The sequence below is a fragment of the Cytobacillus sp. genome, assembly GCF_032154635.1.
GTDB lineage: Bacteria > Bacillota > Bacilli > Bacillales > Cytobacillaceae > Cytobacillus.
Map to the genome: position 1 here is coordinate 103087 of NZ_JALDXW010000001.1, position 19183 is coordinate 122269.

At 38.1% G+C, this 19183-nt stretch carries 23 protein-coding genes and 2 riboswitches; of the genes, 17 read left to right on the forward strand and 6 right to left on the reverse strand.

Annotation, left to right across the window (positions count from 1 at the left end):
- Positions 1-43 precede the first annotated feature (43 nt).
- A complete protein-coding gene (locus tag RUH74_RS00540) occupies positions 44-1186 on the forward strand; it encodes a YqgU-like beta propeller domain-containing protein (RefSeq protein WP_313798288.1) in 1143 nt (380 codons plus the stop codon).
- A gap of 25 nt (positions 1187-1211) precedes the next feature.
- Complete coding sequence (locus RUH74_RS00545) at positions 1212-1526, forward strand: MTH1187 family thiamine-binding protein (protein WP_313798289.1); 315 nt, start codon at positions 1212-1214, stop codon at positions 1524-1526.
- Positions 1527-1779: 253 nt separating this feature from the next.
- On the opposite strand, the gene RUH74_RS00550 is transcribed toward RUH74_RS00545, so the two are convergent.
- Positions 1780-1953, reverse strand: a complete 174-nt coding sequence (locus RUH74_RS00550; protein ID WP_075209188.1) for a DUF2759 domain-containing protein — start codon at positions 1951-1953, stop codon at positions 1780-1782.
- 286 nt (positions 1954-2239) lie between these two features.
- Between RUH74_RS00550 and RUH74_RS00555 the strand changes: the two genes are divergently transcribed.
- Together RUH74_RS00555 and RUH74_RS00560 are read left to right on the forward strand one after the other, a co-directional pair.
- Complete coding sequence (locus tag RUH74_RS00555) at positions 2240-2875, forward strand: MBL fold metallo-hydrolase (RefSeq protein ID WP_313798290.1); 636 nt, start codon at positions 2240-2242, stop codon at positions 2873-2875.
- A 554-nt stretch (positions 2876-3429) separates the two neighbouring features.
- Complete coding sequence (locus RUH74_RS00560) at positions 3430-4491, forward strand: class I SAM-dependent methyltransferase (RefSeq protein ID WP_313798291.1); 1062 nt, start codon at positions 3430-3432, stop codon at positions 4489-4491.
- 61 nt (positions 4492-4552) lie between these two features.
- Here RUH74_RS00560 and RUH74_RS00565 read toward each other — a convergent pair whose 3' ends face one another.
- Both RUH74_RS00565 and RUH74_RS00570 read right to left on the reverse strand, forming a co-directional pair.
- A complete protein-coding gene (locus RUH74_RS00565) occupies positions 4553-4795 on the reverse strand; it encodes a DUF2626 domain-containing protein (protein ID WP_053477001.1) in 243 nt (80 codons plus the stop codon).
- 83 nt (positions 4796-4878) lie between these two features.
- Positions 4879-5580: a helix-turn-helix transcriptional regulator gene (locus tag RUH74_RS00570; RefSeq protein WP_313798292.1), complete on the reverse strand. Its 702-nt coding sequence runs from the start codon at positions 5578-5580 to the stop codon at positions 4879-4881.
- Between the two features lie 302 nt (positions 5581-5882).
- Here RUH74_RS00570 and comGA point away from each other — a divergent pair, with 302 nt between their 5' ends.
- From comGA to RUH74_RS00615, 9 genes are all read left to right on the forward strand, one after another.
- The gene (gene comGA, locus RUH74_RS00575) at positions 5883-6953 is read left to right on the forward strand and encodes a competence type IV pilus ATPase ComGA (RefSeq protein ID WP_313798293.1); all 1071 of its coding nucleotides are present in this window, start codon (positions 5883-5885) and stop codon (positions 6951-6953) included.
- Positions 6940-7971 (forward strand): competence type IV pilus assembly protein ComGB, encoded by a 1032-nt coding sequence (comGB, locus tag RUH74_RS00580; protein ID WP_313798294.1) that lies wholly within the window; start codon positions 6940-6942, stop codon positions 7969-7971. Before comGA ends, comGB begins: the two co-directional genes overlap by 14 nt.
- Positions 7972-8090: 119 nt before the next feature.
- A complete protein-coding gene (gene comGC / locus RUH74_RS00585; protein ID WP_396229753.1) occupies positions 8091-8381 on the forward strand; it encodes a competence type IV pilus major pilin ComGC in 291 nt (96 codons plus the stop codon).
- Complete coding sequence (comGD, locus tag RUH74_RS00590; RefSeq protein WP_313798295.1) at positions 8374-8814, forward strand: competence type IV pilus minor pilin ComGD; 441 nt, start codon at positions 8374-8376, stop codon at positions 8812-8814. Before comGC ends, comGD begins: the two co-directional genes overlap by 8 nt.
- Entirely contained in the window at positions 8798-9130 is a 333-nt protein-coding gene (locus RUH74_RS00595; RefSeq protein WP_313798296.1) for a phosphatase, read from the forward strand. Before comGD ends, RUH74_RS00595 begins: the two co-directional genes overlap by 17 nt.
- The gene (gene comGF, locus RUH74_RS00600; protein WP_313798297.1) at positions 9084-9563 is read left to right on the forward strand and encodes a competence type IV pilus minor pilin ComGF; all 480 of its coding nucleotides are present in this window, start codon (positions 9084-9086) and stop codon (positions 9561-9563) included. Before RUH74_RS00595 ends, comGF begins: the two co-directional genes overlap by 47 nt.
- Positions 9553-9936, forward strand: a complete 384-nt coding sequence (comGG, locus tag RUH74_RS00605) for a competence type IV pilus minor pilin ComGG (RefSeq protein ID WP_313798298.1) — start codon at positions 9553-9555, stop codon at positions 9934-9936. Before comGF ends, comGG begins: the two co-directional genes overlap by 11 nt.
- Before the next feature lie 14 nt (positions 9937-9950).
- The gene (locus tag RUH74_RS00610; protein ID WP_313798299.1) at positions 9951-10454 is read left to right on the forward strand and encodes a shikimate kinase; all 504 of its coding nucleotides are present in this window, start codon (positions 9951-9953) and stop codon (positions 10452-10454) included.
- Between the two features lie 65 nt (positions 10455-10519).
- A complete protein-coding gene (locus RUH74_RS00615) occupies positions 10520-10696 on the forward strand; it encodes a YqzE family protein (RefSeq protein ID WP_313798300.1) in 177 nt (58 codons plus the stop codon).
- A gap of 37 nt (positions 10697-10733) precedes the next feature.
- On the opposite strand, the gene RUH74_RS00620 is transcribed toward RUH74_RS00615, so the two are convergent.
- Positions 10734-11537, reverse strand: a complete 804-nt coding sequence (locus tag RUH74_RS00620; RefSeq protein WP_313798301.1) for a YqhG family protein — start codon at positions 11535-11537, stop codon at positions 10734-10736.
- Entirely contained in the window at positions 11515-13203 is a 1689-nt protein-coding gene (locus tag RUH74_RS00625; RefSeq protein WP_313798302.1) for a DEAD/DEAH box helicase, read from the reverse strand. The genes RUH74_RS00620 and RUH74_RS00625 overlap by 23 nt, the downstream gene beginning before the upstream one ends.
- 204 nt (positions 13204-13407) lie before the next feature.
- Positions 13408-13499, forward strand: a riboswitch (glycine riboswitch).
- Positions 13500-13502: 3 nt separating this feature from the next.
- Positions 13503-13584: riboswitch (glycine riboswitch) on the forward strand.
- A gap of 92 nt (positions 13585-13676) precedes the next feature.
- On the opposite strand from RUH74_RS00625, the gene gcvT reads away from it, so the two are divergent.
- The 3 genes from gcvT to gcvPB are packed head-to-tail and all read left to right on the forward strand — an operon-like array spanning position 13677 to position 17599.
- Positions 13677-14783, forward strand: coding sequence for a glycine cleavage system aminomethyltransferase GcvT (gene gcvT, locus RUH74_RS00630; protein ID WP_313798303.1), 1107 nt, complete (start codon positions 13677-13679; stop codon positions 14781-14783).
- Between the two features lie 16 nt (positions 14784-14799).
- Complete coding sequence (gene gcvPA, locus RUH74_RS00635; RefSeq protein ID WP_313798304.1) at positions 14800-16146, forward strand: aminomethyl-transferring glycine dehydrogenase subunit GcvPA; 1347 nt, start codon at positions 14800-14802, stop codon at positions 16144-16146.
- On the forward strand, positions 16139-17599 hold the full coding sequence (gene gcvPB / locus RUH74_RS00640) for an aminomethyl-transferring glycine dehydrogenase subunit GcvPB (protein WP_313798305.1): 1461 nt from the start codon (positions 16139-16141) through the stop codon (positions 17597-17599). Before gcvPA ends, gcvPB begins: the two co-directional genes overlap by 8 nt.
- Positions 17600-17760: 161 nt before the next feature.
- On the opposite strand, the gene RUH74_RS00645 is transcribed toward gcvPB, so the two are convergent.
- A complete protein-coding gene (locus tag RUH74_RS00645; protein WP_313798306.1) occupies positions 17761-18144 on the reverse strand; it encodes a rhodanese-like domain-containing protein in 384 nt (127 codons plus the stop codon).
- Positions 18145-18335: 191 nt separating this feature from the next.
- On the opposite strand from RUH74_RS00645, the gene RUH74_RS00650 reads away from it, so the two are divergent.
- Entirely contained in the window at positions 18336-19172 is an 837-nt protein-coding gene (locus RUH74_RS00650; protein ID WP_313798307.1) for a lipoate--protein ligase family protein, read from the forward strand.
- Positions 19173-19183 lie beyond the last annotated feature (11 nt).

Below are 19183 nucleotides of genomic sequence, written 5' to 3' on the forward strand. Positions count from 1 at the left end.
TTTTTCGTATAATTAGTTAATTGGATTGGAAGGAGGGGGGAAGTTGCTCTGGAAAAAAAGAAAGAAATACAGAAAGGCTCTTTTTTTATGCATTTTCCTTTTGCTTTTTCTTGCAGGCTGCACAGTAAATAAAGATGCGGAAATACATTCTAATAAGAATCATCAAAAGGAAACAGTAAAGGAAGCGATTCCACCTTCTTTTCTAGGTCAAGAGTTAAAGTTGCCCATCCAAGTAGAACAGGGGCAATTTAACAGTATAAGCGGCTGGCTAAATAATGAAGAAATTGTATACATTACGAATGTCGGGTTAGGATCTCATGTGTATACCTATAATATATTTACTGGAAAGAATCAATTGATTTTTGAAAGTGAGTCACCAGTATCGACAGTTACTATTAGTCCTTCAGGGGAACGTTTATTGGTTCATACTGTTCCAACAACCTTTGAAGGAATTATTACAATTATTGATCGTAACGGGAAAGAGATTATGTCTGAAAGAATGGAGGCATATGACTTTGTTTTTGAGTGGAATCCTTATGATGAGGATCAGGTGCTCCTTTCTACGTTTACAGAAAGCTGGGACTTTTCTACTTATCAAATGAATTTTAAAGAGAAAAAGCTGATTCCTATCGATTTAAAGGAGCCATTTGCGGGCTGGAAGAGCAAGGATGAGCTTGTTTTTTTAGATTGGGGTCAAGAGGAAGAATTGCTATTTGCACCTTTTAAAAAGAAATCTATACTTAGTGAGCAGGACGATACAATTTTAGACAAGATATACTATATGAAGGCAATCAAGAATTTAATCATGACCATTACAGTCCCTTCTGATAAAATAAATGAGTCAGCATATACTTTTCTATCCAGTGATCTTAATAAGCTAGCAGATTTTAACATCCCGCATTTAACAAGATTTTCTGACTGGCTCATCCCTTATTTTGCATTTGATGAAAAGGATCACTTCTATACCTTTGCTCCGCTATATAGTTCGGAGGCTGATACGTATGCAGGAGGATTTCAGCTTCTTTCATTAAATATCAAAAACGGGGACAAGAAAGTGATTTTCGAGAAGATGGAAAATGAGCCTTTAAGCTGCTCCACCAATGGAAGTCATTGTTTGTATGGGTTTTATTTTGAAAAGCTCATTGATATGGATTCAAAAGACATTATGCCTATCATGAAGGAATAATAAATAGAAAAAAGGATGGATAAACATGGCAATAGTAGACGTAACCGTTATTCCAATTGGAACTGATACACCGAGTGTAAGCAGTTATGTGGCTGATATTCAGCGTGTATTATTGGAGTATGAAAAGAAGGGGCAAATCCGCTTCCAGTTAACACCAATGAATACGATAATCGAAGGAGAGCTTCCTGTTTTATTTGAAGTAATTCAAGCGATGCACGAGGTTCCTTTTGAAAAAGGGCTTATGAGGGTAGCGACAAATATTCGAATTGATGATAGAAGAGATGTAAAAAGAAAAATGGAAGAAAAAGTCCAACGTGTTGAAAGCCAGCTTAATCAATAAAAAAAGGATTCCCAGAGATGGGATCCTTCTTTTTTGTTGCCTTAATCAAGGCGCTAGCGGCTTCACTGTCTAGCACAGACTCGTATGGACTTAAAGTCCATACGTCGCTGAACAGTCGCCTGCGCTTTTCTATGTCCAGCTCCAGCGCCTAGGGGCTCGAGGTCATAAGTCAAGCCGGCAAAAAGGTAAAAGAACAACCTTTCTGCCGGCTCGTCTTATGCTTGTCGCCCCTGATCAAGGCGCTTCCGCTTTTCTAATGTGCTGCAGGGTATCCGCTGTTGATTAGTGTTAATAATGCAAATCCGCCAAATACAACGAATGAACCGGCTGCAAATACGAAACCTAGAATATTCTTGTTTTTTAATGCACTCCATGCACCATAAGCTGCTAAAATGGCTACTAAAAAGAAGATGATTACGATTCCCATAAATAAAAAGCCCCCTTTTGTTATGATAATCAGACATATGTCCATTGAAAAATCATATTCAGGTATGGAACCTGTATGTAATACTATATATACATTCGTATTATATTCTATATTTTTTTCTCCCGTTTGTCGAGGTCAAAAAATGACACTTCTATGTCGTTCATTCTATCATTCCCTTTAATCGTATAAAATATCTTCATTTTCCGATAATAAATGAGTTTCCTTTAATTTCTTAGTTTAGATAGTGTAAAATTAGTTCATATATCCACAGTTGGAGGTGTTGATCGTGGAATGGCAGCAAATTCCATTAGGTCTATTACAAACAAATTGTTATATTGTATCAAAAGAAGATCATACTTGTTTAATTTTTGATCCAGGAGAAGAAGGAGAGAAATTAAGCAGCTTTATTCTTGAAAAACAGCTGCATCCTCTTGCCATTATTCTTACACATGCACATTTTGATCATATAGGGGCAGTGGAAGAGATTAGAAAGAAATTCAATATCCCTGTCTATGTTCATAAAAATGAAGAAGATTGGTTAATTGACCCAGCTAAAAATGGATCACAATTGTTTGAAGTAGGCAAGTTAGTGAAGGGGAACCGTGCAGATTATGTTTTGACAAATGAGAAAGAATTGAAAATTGGTGATTTTTCCTTCCAAATCGCAGAAACACCAGGCCATTCACCAGGAAGCTTATCTTTTTATTTTAAAGAAGCGGGATTTGTAATCGCTGGTGATGCATTATTTAACGGCAGCATTGGGCGTACAGATCTTCCTGGAGGGAATCATGCGCAGCTGCTTAAAAGCATCCATGAGCAATTACTAATTCTTCCCGAAGAAACGATTGTTCTGCCAGGACACGGGCCTGCCACAACCATTGGACAAGAAATGGATTCAAACCCCTTCTTAAATGGGTTTTAAACAGAAAAGCGGAGGCGCCTTGGTAACCCCCGACAAGCACAAGACGAGCCTCGCGGAAAGGTGTTCTTTACCTTTCTGGGAGGATTGGCTTGTGACCTCGAGGGGGTAGGCGCTGCAGCTGGACAAAAAGAAAAGCAGAGGCGACTGTTCAGCGACGTATGGACTGGAGGGCTCCGGACTGAGATAAAGGAAACACGAAGAGCGATAGCGATTCGATGTTGACTTATCGTAGGGAGGAAGCCTGAAATCCAATAGTCGCTAGGAGCCGGAGCTGGACAAAAGAAAAGCGGAGGCGCCTTCGGAATAGTCAATATCGGATTGTATCTGTGATGCTTCTCAAGGGATCTTTCCTTAGTAGTTAATAGAAAAGCCCTTCTCAAAGGAGAAGGGCTTTTCTGGGGGATGTTCTATTCATATAATGGGAGGGGATATAGTTAAGCTACTATTAGTAGAATATAATAAAGTTAACACTATGTCAATGGTGAAAAAGCATAGTAAAAAAATAATCATAGATTTATGTATTACTATATTCAGCATATATTAGGGGAATCCAAATGATGAATTATTTAAAGGAATATATACGAAACAATCCGTCTAGAAAAATTACATTTGCAGATTACATCATGCAAGCTTTGTACCATCCACAATATGGTTATTATATGAATGATAAAAGAAAAATAGGACGTGAAGGAGATTTTATTACGACAAGTAATATTTCTGACATTTACGGCAGATCCATTGCTAAATGGTTTTATAAGAAAGCAATCGAACTTAATCTCCCATTCTCGATATGTGAAATTGGTGCAGGAACAGGCCGGTTTGCTAAAGCCTTTATGGATGAATGGAGGTTAATTTCTGCTGAACCCATTCAATATTATATTTTGGAAGAAAGTCCTTATCATCGAAAGCTGCAACAAGAGGAAATAATTTTTGATGAGAATATAAAACAGATCGCGAGTTTGGAGGAGATTTTTCCTTTTAAGGGTTTGATTTTTTCAAATGAATTGTTTGATGCGTTCCCGGTCCATGTAATTGAAAATCAAGCGGGCCAATTGCTAGAGGTTATGGTTACTGTGAAAGATGATGTGCTTGTTGAGAGCTTGGAACCATTAAAAAATGAAAAAATTACATCTTTTCTCGAACAAAGCGGGCTACTATTGAACGATCAGCAGCGGATTGAAATCCCATTACAGATGGAATCAATGATTTCAAATATGGCAAAGACTTTGCAAAGAGGGTTAGTGCTTACGGTTGATTATGGCTATACAAATGAAGAATGGATGGAGCCAGCAAGAAGGAATGGGAGCTTAAGGGGCTATTACAAGCATCAGCAAGTGAATAATGTTCTTGAACGGCCTGGGGAAATGGATATAACGTGTCATGTTCATTTTGATGCGTTAATCAAAATAGGGAATCAATTTGGGTTAAAACATGTTCATAAATGGAGGCAGGATGAATTTCTTTTAGCTACAGGAATTCTAGAGGAACTGGAGGAGAATTATGATCCGAACCCTTTTTCTGCTATAAGCAAAAGAAATCGGGCGATACGCAGCCTTATTATACCTGGAGGAATGAGCTCATCTTTTCATGTTATTTTGCAGCAGAAAGGAGTATAAAGGAATAATAAAAAAGCGATGGAATCCATCGCTTTTTTATTATGTAGCTAAACTTTGGTTTTTAGTGACCAGCACCTGGAACCATCATAAATGTGCTCCAATAAGTGAAACCTACGAAAAACACAGTTAAATACCCTGCAAAAACATATAAATACATACGTTCAGAAAGCTTTAAATAGCTTAAAAGCAGGAAAAATCCTGTTTGGGCAAAGAAGATTAAAGACGTTGTATACATATCGCCTAAGAAGAACATGACAGCAAATATTCCCGTCCAGAATCCACAAACCTTGTACATACGATCCATATGTATCCCTCCTTTTCCCCTAGCAATTCACATCATTACATATTATAAGTTAAATGATGGATAAAAGTAAATAACCTTTGTTGCTACTTTGTGACGATTGCATGATAAGAACAAGAATCACACCCGCCAAGCATATTTTCCTTTTCCACTAATTCGATGGAATCAAACAATGCCTCAAACATTCCTTTTAGAAACTCGTAATGCATATGACATACTGATTCAGTATGTTCAAGTGCTACTTCCTTAAATGGGCAATTATAAATTTGGAAATATATTTTGCTTTGATCCTCATTAACTTCAAATTCCGGATGAAAGCCTGCTAAGGTAGATGCATTTTTAAGGATATTTAGTTTTTGATCAAATGAAAGTTCTTCATTGTTGATAGAAGTACGGATGATTTCTTGTTCGACCAATTCCTTGCCAAATGTTTTTCCTGTCAAATATAATGCCTTTTTCCCCTCTTTACCTAAAGAGAGCATGGTTTGCATGGCAATCTTTGAAAGCAGCTGATAGTCGCGATAAGGAAAATGGAGCTGAATCACATCATCAGATAAACGATAAAGTCTGCTTGGTCTCCCGCCTTTTCCTGTTTTCTGGGTATCAGAGACGAGCATGTTTACATCTTCCAGCTTTGATAAATGCAGTCTAGCTACGTTTGGATGAATGTCAAAGTTATCTGCAATTTCCTGTACAGTTACATCCTTATGTCTTTTTGTAATGTATTGATAAATATAATAGCGTGTTGGATCTGATAATACATTTGTTATTTTTAACGTTTGTTCCACTTATATTCACCTCAAGTAGGATTTGATTCTATTATAATACAGCTAGTAAGGGTTAACACTGTATTCACTATTAGTTTATAAAAAGTTCACATTTAAACCAATAACAAATGTCACAAATTTATATAAATTTTGATAAATTCCAACGAATTTACCGAAGCGTTTTATTCATGTGTCCATTCTTTGAATGCTTATTTTACGAAAATTCCATATTTTTAATTGAATTAATTGTTAAAAAAAGCAGAAGATTATATAATAAGGTCGAAGCATATTTTTAATTAAAAGAAAGGTGGTGTACGATTCAATTGAATACAATTGAAAAGCTAGCAGAAAGAATTATAAAAGATGCAGTAAGAAATCATGCATCAGACATCCACATTGTTCCCCGCAGAAAAGATACCCTCATCCAATTACGTCTTGCTAACAAACTAATTCCCAGGCTTTACTTGCCAAAAGAAGAATGCGACAGACTGATTTCACATTTTAAATTTACTGCTTCGATGGATATTGGAGAAAAGAGAAGGCCGCAAAGCGGTGCCTATTCCTACCAAATTGATGGACAAATGATTGGTTTTCGCTTTTCAACCCTCCCCTCAAGCCATAATGAAAGCTTAGTTATTCGAATCCTCCCTCAGCAAGAACAAATTCCTTTTTACCAAATTTCCTTATTCCCAAATATGACTCGAAAATTACTTGCCTTATTAAAGCATGCCCATGGATTGATCATCTTTACTGGCCCGACTGGATCAGGGAAGACCACAACCTTATATTCCCTTCTAAATGAAACCTCCCATATGTTTAATCGGAATGTCATCACACTTGAAGATCCGATTGAAAAAGAAAATGATCGGGTTCTCCAGGTTCAAGTGAATGAAAAAGCAGGTGTTTCCTATGCGACTGGTTTAAAAGCTATTTTAAGGCATGATCCTGATATTATAATGGTGGGAGAAATTAGGGATGCAGAAACAGCAAAAATTGCGGTGAGAGCTGCGCTTACAGGACATTTGGTGCTTTCGACGATGCACACAAGGGACGCCAAAGGGGCCATTTACCGGTTGAGTGAATTTGGTGTGGATGCAGTAGAAATAGAGCAGACCCTTGTGGCAGTAACTGCACAAAGACTTGTGGAATTAGCCTGTCCGTTTTGTTCTGGGGATTGTTCACCTTACTGCCATTGCTATGGCAGATTGAAAAGAGCCAGTGTTTTTGAGCTTTTAGCTGGGAGGGCATTGAATGCTTCTATGAAAGCGGCGAGAGGTGAAGAGGCTGTCATTGAATACCGAACCTTAAAGGATATCATTAAAAAAGGAATAGCACTTGGATTTATTAAGGAAACAGAATATGAGCGGTGGGTGCTTGAACATGATCAAATGTAAGTGGAGTTTACAGGAGCAATGCCAGTTTTTAAAAAGAATGGGAGAATTGCTTACTAGAGGCTACCCTTTATCAGAGGCAATTGAGTCTCTTTTATTTCAATTGCCAAACCAAAAGAAGGTTGAGCTTAGTCAAGGTCTTGCTGATTTAAGAGAAGGCTACCCTTTTTATCAGGTCTTGGCTAAACTCCGGTTTAATCAGCATTTGGTTGGCTATGTGTATTTCGCAGAGCAGCACGGGGGATTAGCAGCTGCCTTCCAAGATGGAAGTGAAATGATGCTAAAGCGGAACCGAGATTTTGAGAAGCTAAAAAAATTGTTTGTTTATCCTTTATTTTTAATCTTTATTACTGCTGTTTTATTTATATTTGTTGAAAGAATCATATTACCTAGATTCTCCTCGCTTTTTATTTCTATGAGCCTCAAGCCTAATTTTTTCACAAAGGTCGTTTCCACATTCGGGGAAATGATTCCGTACGTAACGATAGGGATCTTTATTTTATTCCTTCTCCTCTTATGCTACTACTTCTATAGATTCCGCCATTTTTCTCAAATCAAACAAAAGAAAATTCTAGTCTCCATTCCGATGATCGGAATATTTTTCAAATTGTTTTATACTCACTACTTTTCTGTGCAAATTAGTTATTTACTAGCCGGTGGATTATCTGTTCATGAAGCGCTAAGCTTATTTGAAAACAATGAAAAACAGCCGCTTTATAAAGAGCTTGGTCAGGAATTAAAGCACGGCTTGCGGAAGGGGGAAAGGTTTGAGGACATATTAATAAGTTACCCATTTTTTGAAGGTGAGCTTGCTCATATTATTAGACACGGACAAAAGAATGGAAAATTAGATCAAGAGCTATTCTTTTTTAGTCGATATTGTTTAAGTCTGTTAGAAGATAAAACAGAAAAACTTTTAAAAACAGTCCAGCCTTGTTTGTATTTATTTATTGGCTTTTTAATTGTATCCATGTATTTAGCTGTATTATTACCAATGTTTCATCTATTGGAGGGATTTTGATGAAGAAGATAATGAAAAAAGATGAAAAAGGATTTACATTACTGGAAAAGAAAGATAGAAAATATGCTCGTTTAGCGGTGGAAAAGATAAATGAGCAAAATGCGTTCACCTTATTAGAGATGATGATCGTCCTTCTCGTCATCTCTGTCCTGCTGATTATCACAATCCCGAATATTACAAAGCATAACGGAAACATTAATAAAAAAGGGTGTGAAGCTTTTGTTAAAATGGTTCAAGCACAGGTCCAGGCATATGAAATCGAACATAAAAAGCCACCTGCTGATGTAAAGGCATTAGTGGATGAAAAGTATTTAAATGAAAATGAAACGACTTGCCCGAATGGGGATGCCATTGTTATTTTAAACGGAAAAGTCTCATCAAAACAAAAGGAATCCTCTTCTAATGATTAGCAAAGAAGATGGCTTTACATTATTAGAATCTCTCTTCGTCCTAAGTGTATTCCTCATTATTGCCTCGGTTTCTTCCATCCTGTTAAAATCTCAATTTCTAACACTTGAGAAACAACAATTTATTAGCCAATTAAAAGCAGACTTACTATATGGACAGCAATATGCCTTGTCACATCAGGTTTTAATAACTGTTCATATCCTCCCTGAGGAGAATTTTTACTATTTACGTGAGGGCTATAATAAAGGCTTTTTAATCGAAAGGGACATCCCTGATACGATTACGATTATGGAAGGAACGATGAAGCTGTTTTTCTCTTTCCATCCTGATGGAAATATCAATCGATTCGGCTCTTTTATTATCATGGTTGATGAAGTCCGGTACAAAATGACCTTCTTAATTGGGAAGGGGAGATTTTATGTGGCGAAAGCATGAAGGATTTTTCTTGGTGGAATTGTTATTAACACTTTCAGCGTGGCTAGTCATTGCCAGTGTTCTTTTTCCACTGATTATTAAGGCTGTTAATCAATCTCTTCAAGTAAAGCAGCAATTCCTTGCTAATGAAATTCTATACGAAAGTTTAATAGATGCGAAGAAGAAAGCGGCATTTCCAATCAAAGAAACAATCGTTGTTGATCAAACTATATTTGAGGTCTATCCAAAGGGAAATGGAGGATCTGCTAATATGGAGGTTTGTATTAAATATGAAGATATTCTTCAGCAATCCTATGAAACGTGTGAAACTTTTTAATCATAAAGGCTTTACGATGGTAGAAATGCTTTATGCATTCTCCATTTTCCTCATAATCGTTTCCTTTTTTCCTCTTAGCTTTAAATACCTTTTTCAAAATGAGCAGTTTGAAGCAAGAAATAAAGCAATGGAATGGCATGTGTTTGTGCAGCAATTGAAAAAGGAAGTTCGGCTATCTGACGAGATTATTGTATTCAATGATAGATTGATTTTAAGAAGAGATGGGCAGAGCATTCAATTTGATAAGCATGGGACAAATATCAGGAGAAGAGTGGATGAAAAGGGACACGAAATTGTCTTTCAGCAGGTGGAAAGGATCCGTTTCGATAAGTTGAAGAATGGTGTACGGTTGACTGTAAATGATTTATTTCATCAACAGCATACAGCATCCTTCATTACATTTCTCGATTTGGAGGAAGACTATGATCCGTAATGAAAAAGGGTTTTCGTACCCGCTAACTTTTTGTGTGCTTCTTTTAGCCTTTGTTGTACTGTCTATTCACTTTGAACTATATATTTCTGAGAAAAGGATCATTAAAGAATCAGTTACGATGCTAAAACAAGAATATTACTTCTTAAGTGCGATGCAATGGACCGAAGAACTATTTTTACAGGAAGATCATGGGGAGGTATCAGGAGTATATTCTTTTTCGGATGGGGAAGTAAGTTATCATTCCGTAAAAGTTGCAGATAGCCTTTATCGGGTAACCTTTAACTTAGCAATGAAGAATCTACCAGAAATCACAGGATTCGGTTACTATGACAAAGAACTTAAGAAAATGATAAAATGGAATGAAAAAAATTGAGTGAGGATCCGAGAATGAAATCAATCTATTTGACTGGATTTATGGGGGCAGGAAAAACGACGATTGGTAAGGCATTAGGCGAATACTTGAAGATGCCGGTTTTCGATACAGATCAAGAAATTGAAAAGATAGAAGCACGTACAATCAACGAGATATTCGAGAGGAAAGGTGAAGCGTATTTTCGCGCATTTGAAACAAGAATATTAGGGGAGCTCCCTGTAGAGGATGCAGTTATTACAACAGGCGGAGGAATCGTCTGCAGGGAGGAAAATAGGGAGTTGCTTAAAGAACAAGGAACCGTGATATTCCTATTTGCGAGCGAGGAGGAAATTGTGAAGCGGCTTAAACAGGATGAAACAAGACCATTGCTCAAAGGGGACAAAATAGCAAGGATAGCGACTCTTTATAACGAAAGGCTGCCATTGTATAAGCAAACTGCTGATTATATGGTTAATACTACGGGAAAAGGGATAGCTGAAGTGGTAACAGAAATCGCTACCTGTTTAAATTTGCAATAAAGGGGCATACTTGACGTATAGTTTCGATATTTATTGATAGAAATCAGCTAAGTGCAGGTGTGGCGATGAAATCAAATGATTATGTAAAATACATTACACAAACATTCGTTAAATATATTGATCAGCCAAAGGATGAACGAAAAAAATATCGTTTAGAAAAAAAGAATGCAAAAGAGCCTTTTTTATTGAAATGGTTTGGAATTATCCCTTATGCCATCCTTGCTTTGTTCAAAAGAAAATAATAAGAAGAAAAACCGGCCAGTAATGGTCGGTTTCTTTTTAATTTGAATGTTGGAAGGTGTTTTCGGTCAAATAAAATAACCCGCCATTAATAATCGTTATATTTATTCTAGGTTCGAATTGCTCCTTTAAAGCCATTTTCTCAATTTCATAGCTTTCTTCCTTCTCCATGTCCTCATAAAAGTGTTCAAGTAAATTCAAATCCTTATGCCAGCGAGTTATTGCCTCTTCCGCCCATGTATGATCCTCCTTTTCTATTTCATTTTGTAAAAAATGCTGAATTCTAATCATTCCGCTTTTGGGCATGATTAAAGGAGATAAGGTAAAAGAAAAGTCAGGAATTTTAGGCGTAAGCTCTAATCCTAAAAGCTTATTATGAAATCCATCTACCATTTGACCATTAATTAGTTGTAATCCTATCGACCTGAATACATCCCTCTTGCGATCACATTGGTAGGAAATACGCAAATTCATGCCGAGCCATGGGCGTAAAGGGGTTTGCTGACCAAATGGATTCTTGTGTTTTTCATATAAACGAATATACCCTGCAAGCTTCTTTGTGGATTCGAAAATCTGATGCAGCCGCGGGGAGCCGAAGTGGATAGTTTCCCCTTTTATCGTTTTAGGAGCAACTTCCGGATTTGTAATCATTGTCAGCTGCATCGGATTTGGACTGCCACCTGTTTTCTCTAAATAATGCCAGTAAAAGGGTCGGTTCATTAGCTGTTTGTCTAGTTCGATAGTTAATTGTACCGTTAGATAGCCTGGCCCTGACTCAATGGTCTCACAGTTGTTAGCGTGAAAATATCTTTCAAGAAAGTCATGAATTTCCTGTTGCTGCATTGCCTTCACCTGCCTTCATCTCTTCTGCAAATTGTATCATTGAGGTTAGATTGTCCATTTTAATTCTCATTTCCCCTTCGGAGGAAGACCTGCCAAAAATGTCAACGAGATGATCATTGATATTTCCGAAGTCAAGCTTAGTTAAAATATCATCCAGGTCACCAATCACTTTTTCAAAGAGATGTATTTTTTCATATAACAGCTTTAATACATGCTCCTCAACGGTATCCTTTATAGCAAAGTTGTAGATGTTTACATCTTTCTCCTGCCCAAGCCGATGGACCCGTCCAATTCTTTGTTCCAGGCGCATTGGATTCCATGGCAAGTCAAAATTAATAATATGATTGCAAAATTGAAGGTTAATACCTTCCCCTCCTGCTTCTGTAGCGATAAGAACTTGGGCGTTTTTTTGAAATAGCTCTCTCATCCAATCCTTTTTTCCACGCTTGAATCCGCCTCTAAAAGGGACAGATGTAATTCCATGCTGCTTAAGAAACCATTGCAAATACAATTGTGTGGCCCGATATTCTGTAAAGATGATTACCTTATCATTAATTTCCTGTATTAATTCCAGTGCCTTATCTGCTTTCGCATTCTTTTGAACGGCTTCTACCTTCGTTATTAAAGCTTGAATTTGCTCTTGAAATTCTTTTGTCGGCTCCTCCTTTTTCTGAAGCATATTTCTTAATGTAAAAAAAACAGCTTCCCTGCTGCTGCATGCTTCTCTTTGTAGTGTCATCACTGAAAATTGGCTTGAGCTCATCCAATTCCCATCTCCACGAAGATTGGTGACTGCCTCGTAAAGCTCTCTTTCTTCTTTTGAAAATTCAATCGGCAATGTTTCAACATTCCGTTTCGTCCATTCAATCCCTGTATCTGCTCTTCGGTTTCGAATCATCACTTTATTGACAAGTTCTTTTAAAAATTCATCATCGTCTAGTGATCGAGAATCCTTCTGATATTTTTGATAGAAATCAGCTTCATTGCCTAAATGACCGGGCTTTAGTAAAGAAACTAAATTAAAGATTTCACTGATTCGATTCTGGATAGGTGTGGCAGTCAGCAGCAAGCAGAATTTCTTTTTTAAGTTTTGAACAAACTCATAGTTTTTTGTCTTATTGTTTTTCAGTTTGTGAGCTTCATCGATAATGACTAAATCATAGTCTTGATTATAAATAATATCTTTATGCGGGCTGCGCTTAGCGGTATCAATTGAAGATACGACCACATCGCATTGCTCCCAAACATAGCTTTTGCGCTGGGCGATGGCGGGAATGAAAAATTTTGAATTTAATTCGATGGCCCATTGAGTGACAAGGGAAGCAGGTACAAGGATGAGTACCTTTTTCACTAGTCCTCTAATCATATATTCTTTTAAAATCAAGCCAGCTTCTATCGTTTTTCCCAACCCTACTTCATCAGCAAGAATTGCTTTTCCATTCATATTTTCTACTACCTGCTTAGCCACTTCCAGCTGATGCGGCAAAGGAATAAGGCTTGATAAGTGCCTAGGTGCCTGCAGCCCTTCAAATTCAGGAATAATTGTATGGTTTTCCACTTCTAAGGCTAATTTATACAGTTCCCAGCTTCCCCACGGCCCATCCTCTTCAATTCTATGTAAAAACTCATTTTGCCAAGTAGAATCAAAATTTATTTGCACTGTCATCTAATCCAGCTCCTTAAAAAGAGAAAATAATTCCCCATTGCCCAAAAGTGGTTCTAATGGTAGGATAAAATTAGCTTTGAAAGTTTTGAAATTTGCCACTTTATTTAGTTAATCGAAATAATATTGTTTACTTTTATTTTCCGTTACGTTTTCGTTGGTATTTGCGTTTAGTATGAACCAATTTGGAAAATTTTATAAATGCGGATGAAGGCAAGGGGAGAGACTACATTTGTAGCGCCGAAGGAGCAAGCAATATTTATTGTGAATCTCTCAGGCAAAAGAACCCTAGTTGGACGTAGCTCTGGAGAGTGATCTTCTTTTTAAGTAGATCCACCAAAGGGGAAAACCGTTGACGGTAAACTTTCAGGTGCAAGGACAGAGATCTTCTCATGATATGAGGGGATTCTCTGTCTTTTTTATGGTTTTAGGTAAATATTCAAACCTTTCAAAAGGATTATAAGGAGGACGAGTAAATGTCACAGTTAAAACGAACACCATTATTTGATGTCTACAAAGACTATGGTGCGAAGACAATCGACTTTGGAGGCTGGGATCTGCCTGTTCAGTTTTCAAGCATCAAAGAAGAGCATGAAGCGGTAAGAACAAAAGCTGGTTTGTTTGATGTATCCCATATGGGTGAAATTGAAGTCAAGGGTTCTGAAAGCCTTTCATATCTTCAAAAAATGATGACAAATGACATCTCGAAAATAAAAAATTCAGCAGCCCAGTATACAGCTATGTGTTATGAAAATGGCGGAACTGTTGACGATTTGCTCGTTTACAAATTAGAGGATAATCACTATTTACTTGTAGTGAACGCATCAAATATTGAAAAAGATTACAAATGGCTAGAAGAGCATCTTGAAGGCAATGTGGAGCTGAAAAACCTTTCGAATGAGATGGCTCAGGTTGCCATCCAAGGTCCATTGGCAGAGGAAGTACTGCAAAAGCTTGCAGGAGAAACAAATTTAGCAGATATTGGTTTCTTTAAATTTCAGGAGAATGTGGATTTAAATGGGAAGAAAGCACTTGTTTCCAGAACGGGCTATACAGGTGAAGATGGCTTTGAAGTATACTGTGATGCAAAAGACGTTGTAGCTATTTGGAAGGATATTTTGGATGCTGGGAAGGAAAACGGTGTTCTGCCTTGTGGCTTAGGAGCCCGTGATACATTGCGCTTTGAAGCGAATCTTGCTCTTTACGGGCAAGAATTATCTCCGGAAATTTCTCCGCTTGAAGCGGGTATAGGCTTTGCGGTAAAAGTGCAAAAAGAAGCGGATTTTATTGGAAAAGAGGCACTTGCCGCCCAAAAAGAGAAGGGGTTAACAAGAAAATTAGCAGGGATTGAAATGATTGATCGCGGGATTCCTCGTCACGGCTATCCTGTATATAAAGGCGATGAACAAATTGGTGAGGTGACAACAGGCACGCAATCTCCTACATTAAAGAAAAACATTGGCCTCGCCCTTTTAAAAACAGAACATACAGAAATCGGTTCTGAAGTGGAAGTTGAAATACGAGGAAAGCGCCTAAAAGCAGTTGTGGCTGCTACGCCTTTCTATAAAAGAGAGAAAAAATAGGAGAGGAGACAACACTATGAAACATCGCTACTTACCGATGACAGAGACAGATAAGAAAGAAATGCTCGAAACAATCGGAGTAAACTCAATCGATGAATTATTCAGTGATATTCCCGAACGGGTAAGATTTAAAGGGGAATACAACATCAAACCTAAGAAAACAGAAACAGCTTTAATGAAGGAACTTACGCTGCTGGCACAAAAAAATGCGGATCTAAGAAGCCATACTTCCTTTTTAGGTGCAGGTGTCTATGATCACTACATGCCTGTTATTGTTGACCATGTTTTATCCCGTTCTGAATTTTACACAGCTTATACGCCGTATCAGCCTGAAATTTCACAGGGAGAGCTGCAAGCAATCTTTGAATTCCAGTCGATGATCTGTGAATTAACAGGGATGGATGTAGCGAACTCTTCTATGTACGATGGCGGAACAGCTTTAGCTGAAGCAGCCATGCTTAGTGCTGGACAGACACGCCGTAAAAAGGTGCTCATTTCAAATGCTGTTCATCCAGAAGCAAAAGAAGTCGTGAAAACCTATGCAAAGGGTCAATATATTGAAGTAATTGAAATCCCTCATAAGGATGGTATTACAGATACAGCAGTTTTAAAAGACATGATTAATGATGAAATCGCAGCTGTCATTGTTCAATATCCAAACTTTTTTGGCCGTATTGAACCGTTAAAAGAACTAGAAGAAATCATTCATGCACAAAAATCTTTGTTTGTTGTTTCAAGCAATCCGCTATCACTTGGTGCATTAACACCTCCAGGGAAATTAGGTGCGGATATTGTCGCTGGTGATGCGCAGCCATTTGGGATTCCAACAGCATTCGGTGGTCCACACTGCGGTTATTTCGCGGTAACAAATAAATTGATGAGAAAAGTTCCTGGCCGTCTTGTTGGCCAAACGGTAGATGAAGAAGGACGCCGCGGCTTTGTATTAACGCTTCAAGCACGTGAGCAGCATATTCGCCGTGATAAAGCAACTTCTAATATTTGTTCCAACCAAGCATTAAATGCTTTAGCAGCATCTGTAGCAATGACAGCTCTTGGCAAAAAAGGCGTGAAAGAAATGGCAATCTCCAACATCCAAAAAGCACACTATGCGAAGGAAGCATTGAAGGCTAGAGGGTTTGAGATTGCGTTTGAAGGTCCTTCCTTCAATGAATTTGTTGTGAAGCTACATGCACCTGTTAAAGAAGTAAATAAAAAGCTTCTAGAAAAAGGGATCATTGGCGGCTATGATTTAGGCCGTGATTATTCAGATTTAAAGAATCATATGTTAATTGCAGTAACTGAACTAAGAACAAAAGAAGAAATTGATGCATTTGTAAATGAAATGGGGGATTACCATGCATAAGGATGATCAAGCACTCATTTTTGAAATATCGAAGCCCGGCCGCATCGGTTATAGCCTCCCGGAAATGGATGTTCCGGAAATAGATGTAAATGAACTAATTCCTGCTGGATATTTAAGAGAAGAGGAGCCAGAGCTTCCAGAAGTGTCAGAACTTGATATTATGCGCCATTACACAGCTCTGTCTAATCGGAACCATGGAGTTGACTCAGGCTTCTATCCTCTTGGATCATGTACGATGAAATATAATCCGAAAATCAATGAGAATGTGGCACGATACCCAGGATTTGCCCATTTGCATCCATTGCAGGATGAGAGCTCTGTTCAAGGGGCTTTAGAGCTTATGTATGATCTACAGGAACATTTAATTGAAATTACAGGTATGGATCAAGTAACACTTCAGCCTGCTGCTGGTGCTCATGGCGAATGGACAGCGCTCATGATGGTTCGTGCGTTCCATGAAGCAAATGGAGACTTTAAACGGACAAAAGTCCTCATTCCTGACTCTGCACATGGGACGAACCCTGCATCTGCAACGGTTGCTGGGTTTGAAACGATTACCGTTAAATCAGGAGAAAATGGATTAGTAGACTTGGATGATCTGCGCCGTGTAGTTGGGGAAGATACGGCAGCTCTTATGCTGACAAATCCTAATACTTTAGGGCTTTTTGAAGAAGATATTCTTGAGATGGCAGAGATTGTTCATGCTGCTGGCGGAAAGCTTTATTACGACGGGGCAAATTTAAATGCCGTTATGTCAAAAGCTCGCCCTGGGGATATGGGATTTGATCTTGTCCACTTAAACCTTCATAAAACATTTACCGGTCCTCACGGCGGCGGAGGTCCAGGTTCAGGTCCAGTTGGAGTAAAGGCAGATTTAATACCATTCCTTCCTAAGCCAGTGCTTGTGAAGCAGGGAGATCAATATGTATTGGATTATGACCGTCCACAATCCATTGGCCGTGTGAAGCCTTATTACGGCAACTTCGGCATTAATGTTCGTGCCTATACGTATATTCGCACGATGGGCCCTGATGGACTGAAAGCAGTGACAGAATATGCCGTATTAAATGCAAACTATATGATGAGGAGATTGCAAGAATCGTATGATCTTCCATTTGATAGACATTGTAAGCATGAATTCGTCCTTAGCGGAAAGCGTCAGAAGAAGCTGGGAGTAAGAACACTGGATATTGCGAAGCGGCTCTTAGACTTCGGTTACCATCCGCCAACCATTTACTTCCCGTTAAATGTGGAAGAATGTATCATGATTGAGCCAACTGAGACGGAATCAAAAGAAACACTTGATGCTTTCTGTGATGCAATGATCCAAATTGCGAAGGAAGCAGAAGAGAATCCAGAAATCGTTCAGGAAGCGCCACACAATACAGTGATTGGTCGTCTTGACGAAACATTGGCAGCTCGCAAACCCGTTCTTCGTTATCAAAAACAATAAAAAAATAATACTGGTTCTTTTAATAGAGCCAGTCTATTCTGTTTTCTGATCGATTAAAAAAACAGTATAAAGTTGTCTGAATCAAAAAGGAGCATTTCGCAAATAAGATAAGCAGATTGCAAAAAAAATCCTCTGCACGTTCAGTCCAGAGGATTTTATTACTAGTTTTTCGCTTTTATTTTGCCGCCCCATTTTTTAAAGCCGCCTTGAAGATGATAGAGGTCTTTGTAACCTCTGCGGTAAAGGAATTGTGCAGCTCTTCCACTTCTCATTCCGCTTTGGCAATATAAATAAACAGGCTTGTCGGGACGAAGCTCCTTCAAGCGTACTTTCAATTGAGACATCGGAATATTTCGTGCACCTAGAATATGTCCTGCATCAAATTCATTCTGTTCACGGACATCAATTAATTGGGCTTTTCGATAACCCTCGCGAAATTGCTCTTCTGTTAACGTTTTGACAATTTTACGCTGATATAACCATGTAATAACCGAATAGACAATAATTGCCCCTAACATAATTAGAAGTAAATAAAGGGTATTCAATGCGTCTTTCTCCTTTCAATCTTAGCTAGACCATCTTTTATTATATAGGTCTTGCTTGATATGAGTAAAGGAATTAAGCTAAATTTTCTTCCATTTCCCTATTTTCTTCAACTTTCTTTGTTTTTTTATTATATTTTGATAGACTTAAAAACGAAAATAATGCAAAACAAAAAAGTAAAAGAGGTTTTATTATGACAAAAGAAGTTTGGCGTTTTATTGACTCGGGTGCAGGTTCACCTTCCTTTAATATGGCTTTAGACGAAGCACTTCTAGACTGGAATAGTGTAGGGAAAATACCCCCGGTTATTCGTTTTTATGGATGGAATCCTGCAACCCTATCGATTGGGTATTTTCAAAAGGTAGAAAAAGAAATTGATATGGAGCAAGTAAAAGCACACGGACTTGGTTTTGTCCGTCGTCCGACTGGCGGCAGAGGTGTGCTTCATGAGCATGAGCTTACATATAGTGTTATTGTATCCGAGGAGCATCCTGATATGCCAAAGACTGTAACCGAGGCTTATCGAGTCATTTCTGAGGGGATATTAAAAGGATTTCATCATTTAGGAATGGATGCGTACTTTGCCGTTCCAAAAACTGCAGAAGAACGTAATTCATTGAAAAATCCGCGTTCGGCTGTTTGCTTCGATGCACCAAGCTGGTATGAGCTTGTTGTTGAAGGCAGGAAAGTGGCTGGGAGTGCGCAAACTAGACAAAAAGGAGTTATTTTGCAGCATGGTTCCATTCTGCTTGACTTAGATGAAGATAAGCTGTTTAGCTTATTCAAATATCCAAGCGACAGAGTAAAGGAGCGGATGCAAAAGGCTTTTAAAAATAAAGCGGTTGCTATTAATGAAATAAGTAAAGAACGAATTACAATTGAGCAGGCAAAGGAAGCATTTAAAAGGGGATTTGCAGAAGGGCTGAATATTGAGCTTGAGCCATATGAGCTATCGGCGGAAGAGCTTGCCTATGTAAATAAAATAGCAAAAGAGCGATATGAACAAGATGAATGGAATTTCAAAAGATAAAAAAACGGCCT